Source organism: Autumnicola psychrophila (assembly GCF_031846645.1).
GTDB lineage: Bacteria > Bacteroidota > Bacteroidia > Flavobacteriales > Flavobacteriaceae > Autumnicola > Autumnicola psychrophila.
Genome location: NZ_JAVRHN010000002.1, coordinates 39,637 through 56,648, shown reverse-complemented (window position 1 = coordinate 56,648; position 17,012 = coordinate 39,637). Strand labels below are relative to the sequence as shown.

15 protein-coding genes are annotated in these 17,012 nt (G+C 37.6%); all 15 read left to right on the top strand.

What is annotated here, in order from left to right:
- Window positions 1-47: 47 nt before the first annotated feature.
- On the top strand, window positions 48-1,160 hold the full coding sequence (gene gmd / locus RM541_RS02785) for a GDP-mannose 4,6-dehydratase (RefSeq protein WP_311498706.1): 1,113 nt from the start codon (window positions 48-50) through the stop codon (window positions 1,158-1,160).
- 268 nt (window positions 1,161-1,428) lie between these two features.
- Complete coding sequence (locus tag RM541_RS02780; RefSeq protein WP_311498705.1) at window positions 1,429-1,824, top strand: endonuclease domain-containing protein; 396 nt, start codon at window positions 1,429-1,431, stop codon at window positions 1,822-1,824.
- Window positions 1,825-2,129: 305 nt separating this feature from the next.
- Entirely contained in the window at window positions 2,130-3,095 is a 966-nt protein-coding gene (locus tag RM541_RS02775; RefSeq protein WP_311498963.1) for a GDP-L-fucose synthase family protein, read from the top strand.
- Window positions 3,096-3,792: 697 nt separating this feature from the next.
- On the top strand, window positions 3,793-5,235 hold the full coding sequence (locus RM541_RS02770; protein ID WP_311498704.1) for a nucleotide sugar dehydrogenase: 1,443 nt from the start codon (window positions 3,793-3,795) through the stop codon (window positions 5,233-5,235).
- Between the two features lie 367 nt (window positions 5,236-5,602).
- Window positions 5,603-6,646 carry a dTDP-glucose 4,6-dehydratase gene (gene rfbB, locus RM541_RS02765; RefSeq protein ID WP_311498703.1) on the top strand — a complete coding sequence of 348 codons (1,044 nt, stop codon included), beginning with the start codon at window positions 5,603-5,605 and terminating at the stop codon, window positions 6,644-6,646.
- A gap of 304 nt (window positions 6,647-6,950) precedes the next feature.
- The gene (gene rfbA / locus RM541_RS02760) at window positions 6,951-7,829 is read left to right on the top strand and encodes a glucose-1-phosphate thymidylyltransferase RfbA (protein ID WP_311498702.1); all 879 of its coding nucleotides are present in this window, start codon (window positions 6,951-6,953) and stop codon (window positions 7,827-7,829) included.
- Between the two features lies 1 nt (window position 7,830).
- Window positions 7,831-9,300: a lipopolysaccharide biosynthesis protein gene (locus tag RM541_RS02755; RefSeq protein ID WP_311498701.1), complete on the top strand. Its 1,470-nt coding sequence runs from the start codon at window positions 7,831-7,833 to the stop codon at window positions 9,298-9,300.
- A gap of 30 nt (window positions 9,301-9,330) precedes the next feature.
- A complete protein-coding gene (locus tag RM541_RS02750) occupies window positions 9,331-10,134 on the top strand; it encodes a hypothetical protein (protein WP_311498700.1) in 804 nt (267 codons plus the stop codon).
- Complete coding sequence (locus tag RM541_RS02745; protein ID WP_311498699.1) at window positions 10,131-11,213, top strand: DegT/DnrJ/EryC1/StrS family aminotransferase; 1,083 nt, start codon at window positions 10,131-10,133, stop codon at window positions 11,211-11,213. The genes RM541_RS02750 and RM541_RS02745 overlap by 4 nt, the downstream gene beginning before the upstream one ends.
- 126 nt (window positions 11,214-11,339) lie before the next feature.
- On the top strand, window positions 11,340-12,011 hold the full coding sequence (locus tag RM541_RS02740; protein ID WP_311498698.1) for an acetyltransferase: 672 nt from the start codon (window positions 11,340-11,342) through the stop codon (window positions 12,009-12,011).
- Complete coding sequence (locus RM541_RS02735) at window positions 12,011-12,907, top strand: glycosyltransferase (protein WP_311498697.1); 897 nt, start codon at window positions 12,011-12,013, stop codon at window positions 12,905-12,907. The genes RM541_RS02740 and RM541_RS02735 overlap by 1 nt, the downstream gene beginning before the upstream one ends.
- Complete coding sequence (locus RM541_RS02730; RefSeq protein WP_311498696.1) at window positions 12,904-14,091, top strand: SDR family oxidoreductase; 1,188 nt, start codon at window positions 12,904-12,906, stop codon at window positions 14,089-14,091. The genes RM541_RS02735 and RM541_RS02730 overlap by 4 nt, the downstream gene beginning before the upstream one ends.
- A 25-nt stretch (window positions 14,092-14,116) precedes the next feature.
- Window positions 14,117-15,847: an HAD-IIIC family phosphatase gene (locus tag RM541_RS02725; RefSeq protein ID WP_311498695.1), complete on the top strand. Its 1,731-nt coding sequence runs from the start codon at window positions 14,117-14,119 to the stop codon at window positions 15,845-15,847.
- The gene (locus RM541_RS02720) at window positions 15,840-16,079 is read left to right on the top strand and encodes a phosphopantetheine-binding protein (protein WP_311498694.1); all 240 of its coding nucleotides are present in this window, start codon (window positions 15,840-15,842) and stop codon (window positions 16,077-16,079) included. Before RM541_RS02725 ends, RM541_RS02720 begins: the two co-directional genes overlap by 8 nt.
- On the top strand, window positions 16,079-16,984 hold the full coding sequence (locus tag RM541_RS02715) for a hypothetical protein (RefSeq protein WP_311498693.1): 906 nt from the start codon (window positions 16,079-16,081) through the stop codon (window positions 16,982-16,984). Before RM541_RS02720 ends, RM541_RS02715 begins: the two co-directional genes overlap by 1 nt.
- Window positions 16,985-17,012 lie beyond the last annotated feature (28 nt).

Genomic DNA, 17,012 nt, shown 5'->3' with positions numbered 1-17,012 from the left:
TTCCAAACCGGCTTAGAGCTTAGAGCTTATAGCCTATAGCAAAAAAAATGAAAACAGCATTAATCACCGGAATAACGGGGCAGGATGGAGCCTATCTAAGTGAATTTCTTTTAAAGAAAGGATATATTGTTCACGGACTAAAACGCAGATCTTCTCAGTTTAATACAGACAGGGTGGATCATTTATACCAGGATCCACATGAAGAAAATCAGCGGTTTATACTTCATTATGGCGATATGACAGATAGCACAAATCTTATTCGCTTAATCCAGGAGATTCAGCCCGATGAGATCTATAACCTTGCGGCCATGAGTCATGTACAGGTGTCTTTTGAAGTACCGGAATATACCGGTAATGCAGATGGTCTTGGAACTTTACGTATTCTTGATGCTGTTCGGTTACTGGGACTGGAAAAGAAAACAAGGATCTACCAGGCTTCTACTTCAGAACTCTACGGAAAAGTTCAGGAAGTGCCTCAATCTGAAACCACACCTTTTTATCCGCGGAGTCCTTATGCGGTTGCGAAAATGTACGCTTACTGGATTACTGTTAATTACCGGGAAGCTTACGGAATGTTTGCTTCAAACGGAATTCTTTTTAACCACGAATCTCCTTTACGTGGAGAAACATTTGTGACCCGAAAGATTACCCGTGCAGCAGCAAGAATTGCTTTAGGCTTACAGGATAAATTCTATTTAGGAAACCTTGATGCTCAACGGGATTGGGGACATGCGAAAGATTATGTACGTATGATGTGGATGATCCTTCAGGCTGAAGAAGCTGAAGATTGGGTAATTGCAACAGGAAAAACCACTCCCGTGCGTGATTTTGTAAGAATGGCTTTTGCTGAAGTGGGTATAGAACTGGCATTTAAAGGAGTTGGAGTAGATGAGAAAGCTTATGTAAAATCCTGTAGCAATCCAGATTTCCAGTTGGAAGAAGGGAAAGAAGTTCTTGCTGTAGATCCGAAGTATTTCCGTCCCACCGAAGTTGACCTTTTAATTGGCGACGCAAGCAAAGCAAAAAACAAACTTGGCTGGGTTCCTGAATATGACCTGCAGGACCTTGTAAAAGAGATGATGGGAAGCGATGTAAAGCTTATGCAAAAGGACCAGCATCTAAAATCAGGTGGGTATAATATTCTGAATTACTTTGAGTAAGACCTTCTGCAAACGGACTACCAACACCTCAATTCCTTTGCACCGGCCCTAGAGGGAGGGAATTGCGTTCCTGAATTATTTTGAATAGTACAATGATGAGGCGTTAATTCGGTGAAGCATTTAGATGATATATTGGAAAAATCTGCTGCCCCGGCTTTAAAGGGTGAAATTTCTGGGTTTAACGAAAAAATCTATTGCCCCAGCCCTAAAGGGTGAGATTTTTCCTGAAAATTACTAAATTCATCATGAAGTAATTAGCATTGAAATCGTGAAAAAAGATCATCCGGCTTATGATAGAAGTATGTGGAAAGGTGCTCCTCGTGAAAATTTTGCCAGAGCACAACAACTCAGAGCAAACATGACTGCCGATGAAAAGCTGTTATGGGAACGTTTAAAACAGAATCAGCTTGGTTATAGATTCAGATGGCAACACCCCGTCCAAAAATTTATAGTAGATTTTTACTGTCACGAATTAAGATTAGTAATTGAAGTGGATGGGGGTTATCATCAGAATCATGAGCAAAAAAAATCAGATGCTGAAAGGGAGAAATTACTTGAATTTCAGGATTTGACTATAATGCGGTTTACCAATGAGGAAGTCACAAATGATATTGAGGAGGTGATTAATACAATAAAAACCAAAATTGAAGGTCTGAAGAGTTGAAATTAAAGAAATTCTATTTTGTCCCATTCCTAAAGGGAGTAGAATTGAAATTTCATTTTCCCCAGCCTTAAAGCGAGTGGAAGTTTTTAAATAAAAATAGTTTGCTTTCTTTTTGCCACCCTTTAGGGAGGGGAAAGGAAAAAGAAATATTATATATAGGTGTTCTGAGTTCAGGAAGCGAAAAGAAATTGAAATTTCCATTTGCCCTTGCTTTAAAGAGTAGAGTTATTTTGGAATAAATCTAGTTGACTTTCTTTTTGCCACCCTTTAGGGTAGGGGAAAGGAAAAAGAAAGATTAAATGAAAATGAAAAAAAACACAAAAATATATATAGCAGGCCACCGCGGCATGGTAGGTTCTGCAATCTGGAGGAAACTGGAAGCTGAAGGCTATATCAACCTGATTGGTAAAACATCATCAGAACTTGACCTTCGCAACCAGCAGGCAGTAAATGAATTCTATTCCAAAGAAATGCCGGAAGTAGTGGTCGACGCGGCAGCGAGAGTAGGAGGGATTTTGGCAAATAATGATTATCCCTACCAGTTCTTAATGGAAAACCTGCAAATCCAGAACAACCTGATAGATGGGGCGCATAAGAACAATATTGAGAAATTTATTTTTCTGGGCAGTTCCTGCATCTATCCAAAACTGGCCCCGCAACCATTAAAAGAAGAATATTTATTAACCGCTAGCCTGGAACCAACCAATCAATGGTATGCTATTGCTAAAATTGCAGGAGTCAAAACCTGTGAAGCTATCAGGAAACAATTCGGGAAAGACTTTGTTTCTTTAATGCCGACAAATCTGTACGGCAGCCATGATAATTTCGATTTAAAAACATCGCACGTTTTGCCGGCGATGATCAGGAAATTTCATGAGGCTAAAATAAGGGAAGAGGATACCAGTCACAGTGAGCCTGTCGAACTGTGGGGCTCCGGCAATCCAATGAGAGAATTTCTATTTGTAGACGATCTTGCAGATGCGGTATTTTTCGCTCTGGAAAATAAACTACCGGAATATCTTTATAATATAGGCACAGGAATGGACCTTACGATAAAAGAACTAGCGGAAACCATCCAGAAGATTACAGGACACACAGGAGAGATCATTTGGGACAGCTCTAAACCCGATGGCACCCCGCGTAAACTAATGGATGTAAGCAAAATGAAAAATGCCGGCTGGGAGGCAACAACTTCTTTGGAAGAAGGAATTAAGAAAACATATCAGTGGTTCCTGGGGAATAGCGAAAAGTATAAGGAAGTGAAGATGTAAAAATGGCTGTAAAGCTATAGGTAATAAGCTTTAAGCAGTGAATTCGCTTCAGCATCTAGTTTGTTTGGAGCTTACCCATGCAATGCCTGGAACAATTTAAGGGTGAGGATATAAAAGAATAAAGCCAATAGCTTAGTGCCTAAAATCTAAAGCAAAAAATTGTCAGGTTGAGCGGAGTCGAAACCTACTCTTTAATTTCACGCCACTAGACGCAAAGAAAAAACGCCGCGACCGCTGCAAGTTGGTGAAAAGCTCTAAGCTCTAAGCAAAAAAGCCTAAACCTTACAGCCTACCGCCTAAAGCCTGTCTAAAACATTCATAATCATTTTTAACATTTGAAGTTTTTAATAAGTGATTTGCTACAGTATCTTCGCGGCCGGTAAAAATTTCCTTTTAACAGGAATTTAACACATCTTACCGAACCGCATGAAGACCAAAATTGGGACTCAGGGAGGCGAAGCCGTTTTAAAAATGCCGTAAGCTCTAAGCTATAAGTAGAAAAGTCTACCGCCTACCGCCTGTTTCACGCCGCGAACGCTGCGAAACCACTGCGACCGCTGCGAGCAAGGAAAAAGCCTAAAGCCTACCGCCTAAAGCAAAGGTTGAGGAGAGTCGAAACCTGGTACACAGGATTTGAAGATTTTAAATAAGATAACATAACACAATAAATTAGGTTCTAAAGCCTAAAACACAAGAAATGAAAATCAAAAACATCTGCTGCATAGGAGCAGGCTATGTTGGCGGCCCAACAATGGCAATTATCGCTCAAAAAAATCCCAAAATTAACGTTACTGTAGTAGATATTAATGAAAAGCGTATTGCTGCGTGGAATGACGAGAATGTAGAGAATATCCCTATTTACGAACCCGGATTATCTGAGGTTGTAAAGGAAGCAAGAGGTAGAAACCTGTTCTTCTCTACAGATGTGGATGCGGCAATAGATAAAGCCGAAATGATCTTTATATCGGTTAACACCCCTACCAAAACTTACGGAATTGGTAAAGGCATGGCCGCAGATCTTAAATGGATTGAGCTGTGCGCAAGGCAAATAGCCAGGGTGGCAAAAGATGATAAGATCGTTATTGAAAAATCCACGCTCCCCGTACGTACCGCTGCGGCCTTAAAGGATATCCTGGATAACACAGGCAACGGAGTAAAATACCAGATCCTTTCAAATCCTGAATTCCTGGCTGAAGGAACTGCCGTGGAAGATCTACAGGCGCCCGATCGTGTACTTATTGGAGGAGATATAGATACAGAAGAAGGGAAGGCAGCAATGCAAGCTTTGGTGAACATTTATGCCAAATGGGTGCCTCAGGAAAGTATCCTGACTACCAACGTCTGGTCTTCTGAACTTTCAAAATTGACTGCCAATGCTTTTCTGGCCCAAAGGGTTTCCAGTATTAATGCTTTAAGTGAATTGTGTGAGCATACGGGGGCAGATGTAAATGAAGTGGCAAGGGCCATAGGAATGGATTCCCGTATTGGACCAAAATTCCTGAAATCTTCGGTAGGTTTTGGAGGAAGCTGCTTCCAGAAGGATATTTTAAACCTGGTTTATATTGCAAAATCTTTTGGTTTAAATGAAGTAGCCGACTACTGGGAGCAGGTGATCATTATGAACGACCATCAAAAAAGAAGGTTTGCTGAAAATATCGTAAAAACCCTTTATAATACAGTCTCCGGAAAGAAAATAGCCTTTTTGGGATGGGCATTTAAAAAAGACACCAACGATACCCGGGAATCTGCCGCTATTTATGTTGCAGATTATCTTTTGAATGAGCAGGCAGAAGTGGTGGTTTATGACCCTAAAGTGACCGAAGAGCAAATCTATGCCGACCTGGATTACCTGGGCACCCGAAGTGAAGAGGAGAACAGGAAGCTGGTAACGGTTATTAAAGATCCTTATGAAGTTTGTCAGGATTCTCATGCTATAGCTGTGCTTACGGAGTGGGATGAATTTAAAGACTATGACTGGAAAAAGATCTATGATTGTATGCTAAAACCTGCTTTTGTTTTTGACGGGAGAAATCTTTTAGATACCCGGGAGTTAACGAAAACAGGATTTACGGTGAGCAGTATTGGATCTCCACTCGTAAGGAAAACAAAAGAAGAAAGGAAATCTGCCCAGGTAAGTTAGAAGTGAAGGTTTAAAGAAATTCAAGATGATCCTGCAAGGTTAATTGGCAAATGTCAATTCTCAATTTATCCGTGTAATCCGTGTTTCCGGAATTTAACAGTGAAATATTTTTGAGAGTAAGAAATAGCTCTATTTTTGCCGCTCAAAAAAACCTTTTAACGTTTTTTTAAGAAACTTTATCCGATTAACCTGACGAACATTTAATGTGACTCAGGGTGGCGAAGCCGTGGAAAAACAGTGTACAGTCCACAGTGGTCAGTTTGCAGTTTTTCAGTTTAGATCCATCCGTGAAATCCATTATTTAATCCGCATAATTATTTTACAGATCCGTGGAATCCTTTTTTTAAATCCGTAATCAGTTTTACAAATGAAAATAATCATAACCGGAGGAGCGGGGTTTATAGGCTCCCACGTAGTAAGGCAATTCGTTAATAAGTATCCCGATTACGAGATCATCAACCTGGATGCTTTAACCTATGCAGGAAATCTTGAAAACCTCCGGGATGTAGAAGGTAAGCCAAACTACAGGTTTATAAAAGGGGATATTACAGATGCAGCTTTTATAGATAAACTTTTCTTTACAGAACAGCCGGACGGCGTAATTCACCTGGCTGCAGAATCCCATGTAGATCGCTCAATCAGTTCTCCGTTGGAATTTGTTAAGACGAATGTGATAGGGACTGTTAACCTTCTGAACTCCGCAAAAGAAACCTGGAAAAACAATCTTGAAGGCAAACGCTTTCACCATGTTTCTACAGATGAAGTTTACGGGGCCTTAGGAGAAACCGAATTTTTTACTGAAGAAACCAGTTACGATCCGCATTCTCCTTACTCTGCTTCCAAAGCCTCTTCAGACCATTTTGTTCGAGCTTATGCAGATACCTACGGTTTACCAACAGTAATTACGAATTGCTCTAATAATTACGGACCCAATCATTTCCCGGAAAAACTTATTCCGTTGATGATCCATAATATCATCAATAAAAAGCCCCTTCCGGTATATGGGGACGGAAATTACACCCGGGACTGGTTATATGTTATTGACCATGCAGTGGCCATCGACCTGGTGTTCCATAAAGGAAATTTAAATGAAGCCTATAACATTGGTGGATTTAACGAATGGAAAAATATTGATCTGGTGCACTTACTATGTCAGCAAATGGATCAAAAGCTGAATCGTAAAGAAGGAGAAAGCGCAAAACTAATTACTTTTGTCAAAGATCGCCCCGGCCACGATCTGCGGTATGCAATTGATGCAACAAAGATCAACAAAGAACTAGGCTGGAAACCCAGCGTAACTTTTGAAGAAGGACTCTCGATAACCATCGACTGGTATCTTGAGAATAAGGAGTGGTTGCAGAATGTGACCTCAGGAAACTATCAGGATTATTACAAGAAGCAGTATGTTTAGCGGCGCTCTAAGCAGTAAGCCCTAAGCTATAAGCTAAAAAGCCTAAAGCATAGCGCGCCTAAAGCCTATTTCACGCCACGGGCGCAAAGGAAAACCGCCGCGACCGCTGCGGGCAAGGAAAAAGCTGTAAGCCGTAAGCTCTAAGCAAAAATAGCCTATCGCCTCGTTTCACGCCACGACCGCAAAAGAAAAACGCCGCGATCGCAGCGAAACCATTGCGACCGCTGCGAGCTGGCAAAAAGTTTTAAGCCATAAACTCTAAGCTATAAGCAAAAAAAGCCTACAGCCTAAAACCAACAACAAAATGAAGGGAATTATCCTCGCCGGCGGCTCCGGCACCCGTTTATATCCAATTACTAAAGGAGTTTCTAAACAGCTTCTCAATATTTATGATAAGCCGATGATCTATTATCCGCTATCGGTCTTGATGTTGGCGGGAATCAGAGAAGTTCTTATTATATCTACACCGGAAGATCTTCCAAATTTTGAAAAATTGCTTGGTAATGGATCAGAGCTTGGAATGACATTCGAATATAAAGAACAACCCAGTCCTGATGGACTGGCCCAGGCTTTTATCATTGGAGAAGAATTTATTGGTAGTGATGATGTTTGCCTGGTATTGGGAGATAATATTTTTTACGGGCAGGGACTAACCGGAATGCTCAAACAGTCTCGATTAAACGTAGAGACAGAAGGTAAAGCAACTGTTTTTGGTTATTATGTCAACGATCCAGAAAGATATGGCGTTGCCGAATTTGACAAGAACGGAAATGTCATTAGTATTGAAGAAAAACCTAAGCATCCTAAGAGCAATTATGCGGTTTCGGGCTTATATTTTTATCCCAATTCTGTAGTGGAAATTGCGAAGCAAGTAAAGCCCAGCGAACGTGGCGAGCTGGAAATTACTTCCGTAAATGAAGCTTACCTTAAGGAAGATAAGCTAAAGGTGGAATTAATGGGTCGCGGCTACGCCTGGCTGGATACCGGTACCCACGAATCGATGCTGGAGGCTTCCAACTTTATCCATACTATAGAAAAGAGACAAGGGCTCAAAGTGGCTTGTATAGAAGAGATCGCTTTTGAAAAAGGATATATTAACAAAAAAAAATTAAAAGCTCTGGCTTTACCGCTGCAAAAGAACGGGTATGGACAGTACCTTTTAAAGAGGGCACAGAGACAATAAAATGTCAGATGAATTAAGAACTAAGACAACCACTGCTTTCGGTTGGGCTGTTGGCGGACAATTATCTAATCAAATTATTGGTTTTGTGATTACTTTAGTTCTTGCCAGGTTATTAACACCCAAGGAATTTGGTCTGGCCAGTCTTGTTATGGTGGTTAATCTTATTGGCCAGGTCTTTATAGATGCCGGTATATCTTCCGGATTGATTAGAAAGAAAACGGTAAACGATACTGAATTATCCAGTTTTTTCTATCTCAATGTTATTATTGGTGTATTTCTTATGCTGCTGGTATTTCTTACCAGTTCAATTATTGCAGGAATTTTTGAAAGTGAGAATCTGGCACCTCTGTTACAACTAAGTTCAGTTCAATTCTTTATAAGTTCACTCGGATTGATGCCGATGGTTTTTTTAAAAAGGGATATTGATTTTAGATTTTTATCTCAACTTGATGTTGGTATCAATGTAACTTCAGGAATAATTACGATTATTTTGGCTCTTTTAGGTTTTGGCGTTTATAGCCTTATTTTTCGGAGCATTGTCAGCGGTTTGATAAATGTCTGGTTTCTTTGGAAAAAGACTCCATGGAGACCAGGTTGGGTTTTTTCTTATAGCAGTATAAAACCAACTTTAAATTACAGTACGGGAATCTTAGGAATTGGTATAGTGAACATCGTATCAGAAAAGTTTAGTACGATTTTGATCGGTAAATTCTTTTCTATAGCGACTATTGGTATTTTCGAAAGGGCGGCAAATACCAGGGGCTTGATTCTGAAGAATTTTGGACCTTTATTCAATAAGGTATTCTTTCCGGTGTTGTCCAAGATACAGGACGACGAAGTTAGATTGCGGTCGTATTACCTTAAGGCCATACAAATGGTATCTTTACTTGTGGTTTTTTCTATGGCCATATTGTTTTTGTTTTCAGATACATTGATCTATTATTTGTACGGAAAACAATGGATGGAGGCGGCACCTATGCTTAAGGTCCTATGCCTGGCAGGGCTGGTATTACCAATTAGTAATATAAATTTAAATCTCTTTATGGTCAAAGGGAAGTCAAGATTTTTAATGAGTTACGAATTTGGAAAACATATTATTTCTGCTATTATCATGCTGATAGCCATTAGTTTTGGAATGAAAAGTTTTTTGTACAGCCTGGTAGGCATCGCATATCTGTTCTTTTTTATGAATATTACGTTGACCTATATAAAATTTAATTTTTCAATTCAGGACCAACTATTAGCATTCGCCTCTAAGTTAGCCCCAGCATTAATTCTTGTTTTAATTATTGAATATGTGATACTGCCAAATACGGCTTCTTTAAAGTATGCTTTAGTTGTAGCGCCCCTTTTTGCTATAGCCTATTTTACTGTGGCTTTTTTAATGGATAAGGAATTGTTTTTCTTAATTAAGAAAATGGTTGAACCCAAATTTAGGCAGATAACAAAAAGAATAGCTTATTATTTTTAATAAGACAAAAGGTTTTAATTTGAACATTCGATGATAATCACCAGAGATTTCGTTTTTATTCACATGCCTAAGACAGGAGGCACTTTTGTACATGGTATCTTCAAACAAATAGTAGCTAATTATAAACAGGAGCATCCCGTAAAATGGTATATGAATAGAATTGGGTATAAACTTAATCTTATAGCACCGGTTTATCAAAAGTTAACTAATGTCGAGTATTATGAGTATCCAAACAACGACGTAACAGGTCAACATGCAGGAGTTTCTTTCATTCCTGGAGAATACAAGAAATTACCTGTAATTTCGGTGAAACGGGATCCTGCCAAAAAATTTATTTCTGCCTTTTATTATAGATGGTGGGAGCGATTTCCAACTCTATCGGAAACTCATTTAAAAGGCCTGTTTCCAAACTATCCCAACATTTCAATTGAGGAGTATTTTGATTTAGAGTATAACCATGTTTTAAAAAGGTTCTTTTCTGCTGATTTTAGAGAAGATATTGGTGTCATGTCCTGGCAATTTATCAGAATGTATGCTACCGACCCTATGTACGTTTATAAAAATATTACAAAAGCCAATTTTCCGGAAATAGTAAAAACTCACTTTAAAAATGTTGATTTTTTTGAGATGGAGCAGTTAAGTTCCGAATTTGAAACCTACATAAGGTCAACCAGTTTTGATGAATATGCTGATTATTTTAAAACCGAGAAACGTATTTACCCACCGGGCTCCAATAATAAAAAGCGACCGGAAAGCCTATCCGAAGAATTTTTAGAAAAAATTAAAACCAAAGAGTGGATTTTGTATACTTATTTTCCAGAATATAACGTATGATACCTGTAACTAAACCTTTTCTACCTCCACAGGAGGAATACCAAAAATATCTTAACGGCATCTGGAAAAGAGAATGGCTCACCAATATGGGGCCGCTCGCGAGTGAGCTGGAAATGGAACTGAAAGCTTACCTCAACCTAAAACATCTTTTATACGTAACTAATGGGACGATTGCCTTGCAAATGGCAATTAAGGCTTTAGAATTAAAAGGTGAGATTATCACTACTCCATTTTCGTTTGTAGCCACTACCAGCAGTATTGTATGGGAAGGGTGCCAACCTGTTTTTGTGGATATTGAGGAGGATTCATTAAATATTGATGCTACTAAAATTGAAGAAGCAATAACTGAAAAGACTTCAGCAATCCTGGCGACGCATGTTTATGGTAATCCCTGTGATGTAGAAAAAATACAGGAGATAGCAGGTAAGCATAACTTAAAAGTAATATATGATGGCGCCCATGCTTTTGGTGTAAGGATAAATGATCAGTCTATATTTAATTATGGAGATATTTCTATATGTAGCTTACATGCTACCAAATTATATCACTCTGTAGAAGGAGGTCTTTTAATAACCAAAGATCCGGTATTATTAAAAAAGCTAGCTTTTATCAGGAATTTTGGTTTTAATGGACCTGAAAATTTCGCCGAATTGGGAATCAATGGAAAAAATTCTGAATTTCATGCGGCAATGGGACTAGTCAATCTGAAATACATTCAGGATATCCACGAAAAAAGAAAAGTTGTAACTGAAAGATATAATCAGAACCTGTCTCATTTTGCTGCACGAAGATCCATTTGGAATAGTATGGCAACCAAAAACTATGCTTACTATCCTCTTATCTTCGAAGATGAAGATCTCATGAGAAAGTGTATTGATTTTTTAAATAGCCATGAAATTTTTACGCGTCGTTATTTCTACCCTTCTCTGGCCAATACTCTTCCATACATATCGTCCAAAGCGTTTGAGGTGACTGACGATATTGCAAAACGAGTTTTATGTTTGCCCTTATTCTATGATTTGACTCTTGAAGAAGTAGATCTCATTTGCAGACTTCTTTTACGAATCCAGAACAATTAATTTTTAGAGAACATCAAATCTTTTCTAAAACTGGCTATAAACAGAATAGTTACTATAGAATGGAATTTTTTGTCTCTTCAAAAAAATAGGTATAAAACCTTTGTTAATCTTTAAGAATATTCTAAAGTGAAAATTACAAATGTAGTAGTGTTTGGTGCGGGACCTCATGGCAGGGTAATCATAGATATCTTACAAGACCAACCTGAATATAAAATCGTAGGTGTAATTGATTCGGTACAAACTATAGGAAGCGAATTTTATGGCTACGAAGTTATTGGCAGGCAAAATGAATTGAAAGCCTTATGCGACAAGTATAATTTTCATTCTGGTATTGTTGGTTTGGGTGATAATTACTCAAGGGAAAAAGTTGTCCTTGAAATCCAGGAACGAAATGATAATTTTAATTTTATAAATGCCATTTCTAAATTTTCTTTTCTGAGTCCCTCAATATCTATAGGAGTTGGTAACGCGATTATGCCTGGAGTAGTCATAAATTCTGAATCAATAATTTCAAATCATTGTTTGCTTAATACTAATAGTGTTTTAGAACATGATAGTGTTATGGAGAATTTCGCTTCTTTATCAGTAGGAGTTAAAACTGGAGGCCTTTGTAAATTTGGAAAATATTCGGCTATGTCAATAGGGTCAACAATTTTAGACAGAATTACTATTGGAGAAAATGTGGTAGTGGGAGCTGGTTCTTTGGTCACAAAAGACCTGGAAAGTCATGGTCTCTATTATGGATCACCGGCAAAACGAATAAGAGACAGAAAGCCTTCTGAAAAATTTTTGAAGTAATGCAAAAACCTAAAGTATCAGTTTGCGTGATTACCTATAATCATCAAGAATATATTGAAAAATGTTTGGACAGTATTTTAGAGCAGCAAACTAACTTTAATTACGAAGTAGTGATAGGTGAAGACTGCTCGACAGATCGAACTGCTTCGATAATCCAAGATTATACCACAATTCATAAAAACATTCGCTTTTTAGACAACTCAAGAAACCTGGGTGCTATACCTAACTTTATTAGGTCTATGAAAGCTTGTAAAAAAGGCCAATATATCGCTTTTTGTGAAGGAGATGACTACTGGATTGATGAAAACAAACTTCAGAAGCAAGTTGATTTTTTGGAGCAAAATTTACAATATGGTGGAGTTTGTGGTGAGATTGTAAGCAGAGATGTTGAGAACCAGGTAGAAAATAAACTGGAATTCAAAAATGAAGGTGAAATTAGTTTTCAAGATATCATTGTTAAAAATAAAATTCATTCCAATACAATGCTTTTCAGAAGCGAACTTATGGAAAGGAATGCGATGGATGCGATGAACGAACTTTCAATTGGTGATTGGTATTTAAATTTAATAATAACCAAACAAAAATCTTACTATTATTTACAGGAGCATTTTGCACTTTACAGAGTTCACGGTCAGGGAATCTTTTCGAAAAAGTCAAATTTCTATAAATCATTTCAGAAAGTAAGACTGCTATACCTTTTTTTGCAGAAGGAAGGTGATAACAAGAACTCTAATCTAATCAGAAAATCACTTGCCTTTCACATTTTTGGAGCTCTAAAGGCTTCAGGTAAAGAGAACAAAAAGGAAATAAAAGAATTGTACACTATTCTTTTGACCGAAAGAATATACAAAATTAATCGCTCTGTTGTTCGAAGCGCAATCAATTTAATAAAATGATGTACTCTGAAATTAAAATAGGGCAAAAGGCGGAAGTAACGCATACACTTACTGCAAAGGATATTTCTAATTTCGTTCAATTAACGGGTGATGATAACCGATTACATGTAGATGCTGAATTTGCTAAAAAAACATCATTTAAAAAGCAAGTAGCCCATGGTATGTTGGGAGCATCTTTTATTTCGACAGTTATTGGCACAAAGTTACCCGGAGATGGTGCATTATGGTATTCACAAAATCTCGATTTTTTGTTACCTGTTCGTATTGGAGATACCATAACTGTAATTGCTGAGGTTATTAAAAAAAATGATCGCGATGAAATCATTGAGCTTTCAACTAACATATTTAATCAAAATAAGCAACAGGTGACCAAAGGTGTTGCCAAAGTAAAGATTGTACAGCAAACCCAGGACAAAGAAGCCGTAACGGGTGAAGATATTGAAGAAACCCAAAAGGTAGCATTAATATTAGGTGCCTCTGGAGGAATTGGTTTCGAAACAGTAAAATTATTGCTTAAGCAAAACTGGAAAGTTATTGCCCACTACAATTCATCATCTGAAGCCCTGTTAAAGACTAAAAATGAAGCCCCTGAGAATCAATTACTCCTATTAAAGGCTAATTTAAATCAGGATGATTTTGGGGCTATGTTCACGCACTTTTTGGAAAGATATGAACTAAAAATAGATGCATTAGTAAATGCATTGTCTGCACCTATTCCAAATATAATCATAGAAAAATTAGAATGGAGTGACTTTTTAAGACAGTTAGACATTAATATTAAGACTCCCTTAGCCATCATTCAAAATTGTTTGAAGAGGTCTTTATTTAATATTAACGCTTCAATAGTGATGCTTTCATCACAAGTTGTTGAGCAACCAAGTAACAATTGGTCTCATTATATCACTGCTAAATCTGCCCTCCAGGGATTCATGAAATCCTTGGCTTTAGACTTAGCGGTTAAAAAAATAAGAGTTAATCAGGTATCACCAAGTCTTACACCTACTAATTTGGTAAGTGAAATTCCAGAAAAAACTAAATTGCTTACCGCCGCAAAAACGCCACTTAAACGTTTAGCAGCACCAAATGATATCGCCCAGGCCATTGTCTTCCTGGCAGATTCTTTAAAGAGCGGTTTCGTTACCGGTGAAACTATCCGCGTCAATGGTGGTCAGGTCATGTGGTAATACCAAACAGAAGTATAAAGTATAAATGAACAGTTATTTAGACCTTTTAAAAGCTAATTCACAACTCAAGCAGGAGCCAAAGCAACATAGCCTTGATCTGCTGGTTCTTAATAATATTACCACAAATCCCATCAGGGAATATTTGGAATACAATTGCGCCCTGCACAATATTAAAGCAGAAATTTCTTTTGGCGATTACGATAATATCGCCCAGAATGCCCAGGAATTTAATGTAGAGAATAAAACCATCCTCATTTTTTGGGAAGTGGCCAACTGTTTGCATGGTTTGGAGTATAAAATTGAAACTTTTACTGCTGAACATTTAGAAGCTCTTGAGCAAAAAATTCAAACGGAACTCAAAATTACTTTTGAAGCATTATCCAAAGCGTCATTAGTCATAATGAATAAGTTTACCGCTTTACCATTTAGCTTTTTACAGACGCAAAATGGTGCACTTGAAGCGCTTGCCTCCCGGCTCAACCAATTTTGTGAAGAGCAGGCTCCGGGCTCCATAAAATGGATCAATATTGATAAGTGCCTCGTGCAAGCGGGGATTGATAAAACTATTGACTATAAGGGTTATCTTAAGAACAAACTACTGTACAAACACGATTTTTACTGGAATTATGTGCAATTGATACAGCCTTACTTTAATGCTTTAACTGGTCAGGTTAAAAAACTTATGGCTCTTGATTGCGACAATACACTATGGAAAGGCATTTTAGGAGAAGATGGTGTTGACCACATTGCCATGGACGAAAATAATTATAAAGGTCAGCCTTTTGCAGCCGCCCAGTACAGGGCGATGGCTTTGGGTAAAAAAGGGGTGCTTTTGGCATTGGCAAGCAAGAATAACGCTGCCGATGTGGATGCAGTATTCGAGGATCATAATGCTATTTGTTTAAAGGCAGACGTATTGCTGGCTAAAAAAGTTAATTGGGAGGCTAAAGGAGAGAATCTTAAACAATTGGCCAAAGAACTGAATATTGGGATTGATTCTTTTGTATTTGTTGATGACAGCGCTTTTGAGGTGCAGTTGATGCGGGATCAGGTACCTTCCATAGCAACAATACAAGTTGCTAAAAATGCTGTTCAATATTATATCGAGCAACAGCAATGGGCCAATTATTTTGTTCAGCTTAACGAAAGCAGGGAAGATGTTAACAAACTGGACCAATATAAGCAGAATGTTGAGCGTGCTACCGCCGAAAACAAATTTGAAGATTTTGAAAGCTTTTTGGATTCCCTGGATTTGGAGTTGTGCATTCATAAAAATGACACCCAACTTATATCCCGCATGGCGCAAATGACCCAAAAGACAAATCAATTTAATCTGACTACGCCAAGATATACTGAAGCTCAAATGGAACAATTTGTTAATAGTAAAGATTATGATTGTTTCGCATTTGGCGTAAAGGATAAATTTGGAGATAGTGGCATTACCGGACTTTGCATTGTAAACTATACAGACCAACAGACTGCCATTATTGATACTCTATTGATGAGTTGTAGAATTTTAGGGAGGACTATTGAATATAAATTTTTAGAGGAAGTGCTTTTGCAGGCTTTCACTAAAGTCGAGAAGCTAAACGCTACTTATAAGGTCACCAGGAAAAATGCGCAAGTCGCTGATTTCTATAATAAAATCGGATTTGAACTTACCGAAGAAACAGAGGCAATGAAGTTGTATTCAATGAATAAGACCTCGCTTTCAGCTTCTAATTCTTATAATTATATAAAAGTAAATTATGCCTGAAATTGAAAATAAACTAAAGGAAATTATGTCCTTGGTATTTGAAGTTCCAACAACAGAAATTACAGATGATACCAATCCAGACGATCTGGATAACTGGGATTCTATTGGTACAATCAACCTGATCACAGCGCTCGAAGATGAATTTGATATTGAATTTGAAGAAGAGGAAATCCTGGAAATGCTCAATTTTCAATTGATCAAAATAAATATCGAGGAAAAACTTGAAGCTTAGTGGCAGTAGTTCTTAAAGAAGTAGAACATTCAGATTTTAGTCAAATCCACAGTTTGTTTGCTGAGGTGTATGGCAAACAACCGGATGATGGTTTTAAAAAGGCCTTTTTCGATCATGATCAATTTTTGGGGAATTGCCTAATTGATAATACGCTTGCCAACGAACCTATGGTGGGGTATTTTGGTTGCTTTACCTATCATAGAACCATAGGAGGTAAAAACTATAAATTTTATAATTCGCATACATGGATTGTGAAAGAAAACTATAGAAAGCAATCCTTAAAATTATTGATGCCATACCTGCGTTTAAAGGATGGTATTGTCACCAATTTTAGTGCAAATGATAAGGTCGCGCAGATTCTGGACCAGTTGAAATTCTCTAAAATCCCAATAGTTAATACCATTGTCAAATTATCTTTTAGTTTTAGGTCTTACGCAGCACAACGGAAGATTGAATCTCTTGAATTGCAAAGTGATATTACCAGAAGCCATCAGCCTTATGTAGGTTTAAGTTTAAACCTAAAGTTACCGAATACAGATCAAAATCTGGAATTGATTTTAAAACCTATTGATAAAAAACCAACTTGGGTACAGCGTATTAATGTAACTTCAAAGTCAATCACCAAGCGTCCAATTATAACAAAGAACTATTTTCTTTATAAAGTTCACTATACCAACGCACCTGATATATTATTGAAAAATTTAGATGTTCTAAGTCATTATTTATTTCTAAATGGAAAAATAGGTGGTTTGGTGTTGCCGGAACTATTTATTGAAAACTTACCACAAAATCGAGTAGACAAAAAATATGAAGATATCATTTTTATAAAGTCCAATCAGGAGCAGACGCCCAAAATTGATTTTTTATTTTCCGAAGTGTTTTATTTGAATATTGCCGATAAATAATGATTTCTACTCTCAAATCAAAAATCAG